This window comes from Mesorhizobium sp. M7D.F.Ca.US.004.03.1.1, assembly GCF_003998635.1.
GTDB classification, from domain to species: domain Bacteria; phylum Pseudomonadota; class Alphaproteobacteria; order Rhizobiales; family Rhizobiaceae; genus Mesorhizobium; species Mesorhizobium loti.
Window position 1 is genome coordinate 1 of sequence record NZ_RZQG01000488.1, and the last position, 4,564, is coordinate 4,564.

At 63.5% G+C, this 4,564-nt stretch carries 4 protein-coding genes and 1 pseudogene; 3 read left to right on the top strand and 2 right to left on the bottom strand.

The genetic code is table 11. From position 1 onward, the window contains the following. A pseudogene (locus EN935_RS23495) lies at positions 1 to 291 on the top strand (ornithine decarboxylase); the annotation flags it as partial. Between the two features lie 84 nt (positions 292 to 375). On the opposite strand, the gene EN935_RS23500 reads toward EN935_RS23495, so the two are convergent. Together EN935_RS23500 and EN935_RS23505 are read right to left on the bottom strand one after the other, a co-directional pair. Beyond that, positions 376 to 1,554: a lytic murein transglycosylase gene (locus EN935_RS23500; RefSeq protein ID WP_109668296.1), complete on the bottom strand. Its 1,179-nt coding sequence runs from the start codon at positions 1,552 to 1,554 to the stop codon at positions 376 to 378. 247 nt (positions 1,555 to 1,801) lie between these two features. Beyond that, positions 1,802 to 2,602 (bottom strand): GH25 family lysozyme, encoded by an 801-nt coding sequence (locus tag EN935_RS23505; RefSeq protein WP_109668294.1) that lies wholly within the window; start codon positions 2,600 to 2,602, stop codon positions 1,802 to 1,804. A gap of 230 nt (positions 2,603 to 2,832) precedes the next feature. On the opposite strand from EN935_RS23505, the gene EN935_RS23510 reads away from it, so the two are divergent. Both EN935_RS23510 and EN935_RS23515 read left to right on the top strand, forming a co-directional pair. Next, complete coding sequence (locus EN935_RS23510) at positions 2,833 to 4,212, top strand: serine hydrolase (protein ID WP_127264595.1); 1,380 nt, start codon at positions 2,833 to 2,835, stop codon at positions 4,210 to 4,212. An 80-nt stretch (positions 4,213 to 4,292) separates the two neighbouring features. After that, the coding region (locus tag EN935_RS23515) for an NAD(P)-binding domain-containing protein (RefSeq protein WP_164771288.1) at positions 4,293 to 4,564 on the top strand (272 nt) is incomplete at its 3' end.

Below are 4,564 nucleotides of genomic sequence, written 5' to 3' on the forward strand. Positions count from 1 at the left end.
ATTCCCGATCCGGCGATCCGCTCGCGCAATGGCGAGGAGAAGAACATCGTGCCGTTCAAGGTCTGCGGTGCGACCTGCGATTCCGTCGACATCCTGTCGCGGCCGTTCTGGCTGCCGGAAACCGTCGACACCGGCGACTGGATCGAGATCGGCCATATCGGCGCCTACTCGCTGTCGCTGAGGACCCGCTTCAACGGCTTCTACCCCGACACCTTCGTCGAGGTGACGACACCCTTCGACGAGGGCGACGCGCCGCAGGGCTTTGCGAGCTTGGAGACGATGGCGGATTGAGGGGAATAGGTCAGTAAGGCAATAGGAGTGGCGGCAGTCACTGCTTCGGGCTAGTTTTTCCTACTGCCCTACTGCCCTACTACCCTACAATTTCCCCAACAGCTCCGGTGTCGGCCAGCCGTCCACCGCCAAACCTAACCGCATCTGTTCCTTGCGGATAGCCTCGCGGGTGTTGGTGCCGAGGATGCCATCGACGGTGCCGACATCGTAGCCCCTGGCTTCCAGCTTGGTCTGCAGCGCCTTCATCTGTTCGTTGTTGAGACCGGTCTCGGGAGTGCGCGGGTCGAACTGTTTTGCGCCCGCCAACCGGGCGGCGAGGTTGGCCGCGGTCAGCGCATAAGTGAACGACTGGTTCCACTCGAGATAGACGTCGAAATTGTCATAGGCGAGGAAGGCGGGGCCCTTGCGGCCCATCGGCAACGCAAGGCCGGCCTTGAGACCGTTGTCGATCAGCGGCGTGCCGTCGGGGTTGGTGACACCCCATTGCGCCCATTGCGACAGCGGCAGCTTGTTGGTGCGGCCGGTCTGGTCCCACGGTATGTCTTCGGGCACGCGGACTTCCTGGATCCAGGGTTCGTCACGTTTCCAGCCACGCGACAGCACCTTGTTGGCAGTGGTCATGATCACATCCGGCACGCTGCCGCGCAGATCGACCTTGCCGTCGCCGTCGCCGTCGACGCCGCGCGCCAGGTAGTCGGACGGCAGGATCTGCGTCTGGCCGATCTCGCCAGCCCAGGCCCCCCTGACCTCGGCCGGCACCACGCCGCGATCGATCAGTTGCAGAAGCGGTATCAACTGAGGCCGGAACAGTTGCGGGCGGCGGCAATCATGGGAAAGCGTCACCAGGGCGCTCAGCGTGTGGAAATCGCCCTGCACGGCGCCGAAGTCGGTCTCCAGCGCCCAGAAGGCGGCGATGATCGGTGCCTGGACGCCGAACTGCTGGTCGGCGCGGGCGAAGACATCGGCGTATTTCTTCAGGTTTGCCGCACCTTGCTTCAGCCGGTAGGCCGAGATCATGCGGTTGGAGAATTCGATGAAGGTCTGCGTGAAGACGCCCTGGGCGCGGTCACGTGCCAGAACCTTGTCGTCTATGGTGGCATCCTCCAGCGCGTCGAGACCGACGGGGCCGACGCCAGCCGCCTTGGCTTCCACTGCCACGCTTTGCTTCCAGGCTTCGAAGTCGCCGCCGCATTCCTGCGCCATCGCCGGCAAGGCCGTGGCGCACAGGAACAGCGCCGCGAGGGCTTGAGAACGCAGTCGCATCAGCTTCCTTTCGACATTCAGAATTCCAGGGCGTCCTTGCGCGTCCATCGGGGCGCAGAGCTCTGGAGTGCCGGCGGTTGCAGACTTTACCGCTGGCTGTGTCGAAAAGCAGGCGGCAAGCCTGGTGTCAACGGGTGTTCTGCCGCAGCCTCTTGTTGAAGGCGGTTCGCTGCCGTTGACCCGGTGTCAACGGTTCTTCTGTCCTAGCCTCTTGTTGCAGCCGACTTCGGTGCCGTTGAACCCGGTGTCAGCGGGTGTTCTGCCGCAGCCATTTGTTCCAGGCGGCTTCGCTACCATTGAAGACGTTGATGTCGGACTTGCCGGTCATGCCCGGAACGATGCCGGTTCCGGTGTACTGCCAGAAGGTGAAAGGGTGGCTGCCATATTTCTCGCGCGGATGGCCGGCGACGGAGCGCAGCCAGTAGGGGTAGCCGCGGAAACTCGACAGTTCGTTGTCGTCGAAGAAGTCGACCGAGGTGTAGATGATCGGCTTCTTGCCGTAGTGCCGTTCGACGATTTCAAGGAAGGTTGTCATCTCCGCGCGCACCGTGGCGGCGTCGGGACGCAGCCTGCAGGTCGGCGATTGCGGGTTCCATTCCATGTCGAGAACCGGCGGCATTGCCGAGCGATCGACCGGGACGTTGCGGATGAACCAGCGCGCCTGCACCGCAGCCGGGGTGCAGAAATAGTAGAAATGGTAGGCGGCTCGCGGAATGCCGTTCGCCTTCGTGCGGGCCCAATGCTCGTTGAAATACTCGTCGAAACGGTCGCCGCCCTCGGTCGCCTTGATGAAGGCGAAGGAGATGCCGCTGGCCCTGGCCGCCGGCCAATCGACCGAGGTCTGGTATTTGGAGACATCGGTGCCGTGAACGGCATAGTTCCAGGGCGCTCCGCTTTCCCACTCATGCGGTTTGGAATCAGCGAAGCGCGGCGCGCGCACGGCAACCGTCGGGCTGCTTGACGCGGATGGCGACAGCGGCGAGAGATCGTCCACGGTCGAGCAGGCGCCAAGCAGCGTCAGCATGATGAGGCCCGCAAAACGACGCATCGCAAATCCCGAGCCGGATTCAGCCGGTCACTGATGGGTCCGTGCACTGATGGCCGCCGCCTGGTCGAGCCCCCTCCAAGCGATCGCCCCACAGCATCGCTCAGCATATCCTGTGATCGCCGATCATGGTTGATAATCAGTTGACGGCGCTCGACAAGCACCATGATTTGCGGAAGCAATGGCGGCAAATCGATGACATAAGGCTCAGGCGAGAGCCTGGGAGGAAACAGATGCGGTTTGTGGTCAAGATCGTCAAATGGCTGCTTGGCCTGATCGTGTTGGCGATCGCCGCGCTTTTTGCCTGGCTTTACATCGCGCCGCCGGAATTGATCCGGGTCGGCTCCGGCTATTCGGCCAAGATCGTCTGTTCGAACGTCTTCATCGCCGGTCGCGACGCCAATGAGGTGCTCGCCGTCGACGTGCAGGCGCCCGGGCACCCGCTACTGCGGTTGATGCGGGTCTCGGTTGACAAGAACAGGGGAACGGTCTCGGCCGGCCTGCTTGGCTTCCTCGGCAAGAGCGTCGCCGTTGCCCGCGACGGGCTCGGCTGTGCATCGGTTCCGGACGGCGATGTCGGCAAGGTACGGCGGACGGCGATCCATGCCGAGCCATCGGCGGTCGGCCCGGATGCGCTGTGGCCTGAGGGCGAACGGGTCGAGGCATCACAGGATCCGGTGATTGCCAAGTTGCTGGACGATGCGGCGCTGAACGGCACCGGCATGCGCGCGGTGGTGGTGGTCAAGAATGGCCGCGTCGTCGCCGAGCGCTATGGCGACGGCTTTTCCGCCAAGACGCCGCTGCTCGGCTGGTCGATGACCAAGACGGTGAACGCCGCCATCGTCGGTACGCTGGTCAAGGACGGCAAGATGGCCATCACCAACAAGGGGCTGTTCGCGCCGTGGAAGGCGGATAGCCGCGCCGCGATCAGCCTTGCCGACATGATGGCGATGTCGAGCGGGTTGGAGTTCAACGAGGATTATGGCGACGTCGCCGACGTCACGCGCATGCTCTACCTCAAACCCGACATGGCGGGCTTTGCCGAATCCAAGCCGCTAGCGGCCGAGGTGGGCAAGGTGTTTTCCTATTCGAGCGGCACGGCGGTGATGCTGTCGCGCCTCTGGCAGGACGCGATCGGCGACAAGGCCAAGGCACTGACGTGGCCGCGCGCCGCCCTGTTCGAGCCGCTGGGCATGCACAGCGCGGTGCTTGAGACCGACGAGCAGGGCACCTTCGTCGGCTCGTCCTATCTTTACGCAACCGCGCATGACTGGGCGCGCTTCGGTCAGTTCCTGTTGCAAGGCGGGGTGTGGAACGGCAACCAGATCCTACCGGCCGGCTTCGTCGACTGGATGCGGGAGCCGGCACCGGCCTCAAAAGTCTACGGCAAGGGCCAGTTGTGGATCGAGGCCCCGGGCGATGAGGAAACCCCCGGCGCCGGCGTCGCCGCGGGCCTGCCCAAGGACACCTACTGGATGGAGGGACATGACGGGCAGACGGTCGCCATCATTCCCTCGGAGCAACTGGTGGTGGTGCGGCTGGGGCTAACGCCGGCCAAGCTCGGCTACCGGCCGCAGACGATGGTGGGAGCGCTGGTGACGGCGCTGAAATAGAACCTTTCAATTCGCATACAGGCTATCTCTCGCCCATTCGAAGGGTGCAGTCTCGGTGTCGGTACAGGAGGCAATGCATCATGATCGTGGGTTTTATCGGGCTTGGGACAATGGGGCGCAATGCTGCGCTCAATATCAGGCGCGCCGGTTTTGAGATGGTCGTTTACGATATCCGTCCGCAGTCGATGGATGCGCTGACGGCGGTTGGCGCACTACCCGCCACTAGCCCCGCCGACGTGCTGGAGCGCAGCGACGTCGTGGTAACGATGGTGTTTGGGCCTCGAGAGATCGAGCAGGTGGTGCGTGGCGAAAATGGGTTCCTGACCATTTCGTGTGCAGGCAAATACTGGGT

Bases quoted from the DNA above. Each gene is read 5' to 3' on its own strand.
- EN935_RS23510 (WP_127264595.1), top strand. From the start codon at position 2,833: ATGCGGTTTGTGGTCAAGATCGTCAAATGGCTGCTTGGCCTGATCGTG.
- EN935_RS23505 (WP_109668294.1), bottom strand. From the start codon at position 2,602: ATGCGTCGTTTTGCGGGCCTCATCATGCTGACGCTGCTTGGCGCCTGC.
- EN935_RS23500 (WP_109668296.1), bottom strand. From the start codon at position 1,554: ATGCGACTGCGTTCTCAAGCCCTCGCGGCGCTGTTCCTGTGCGCCACG.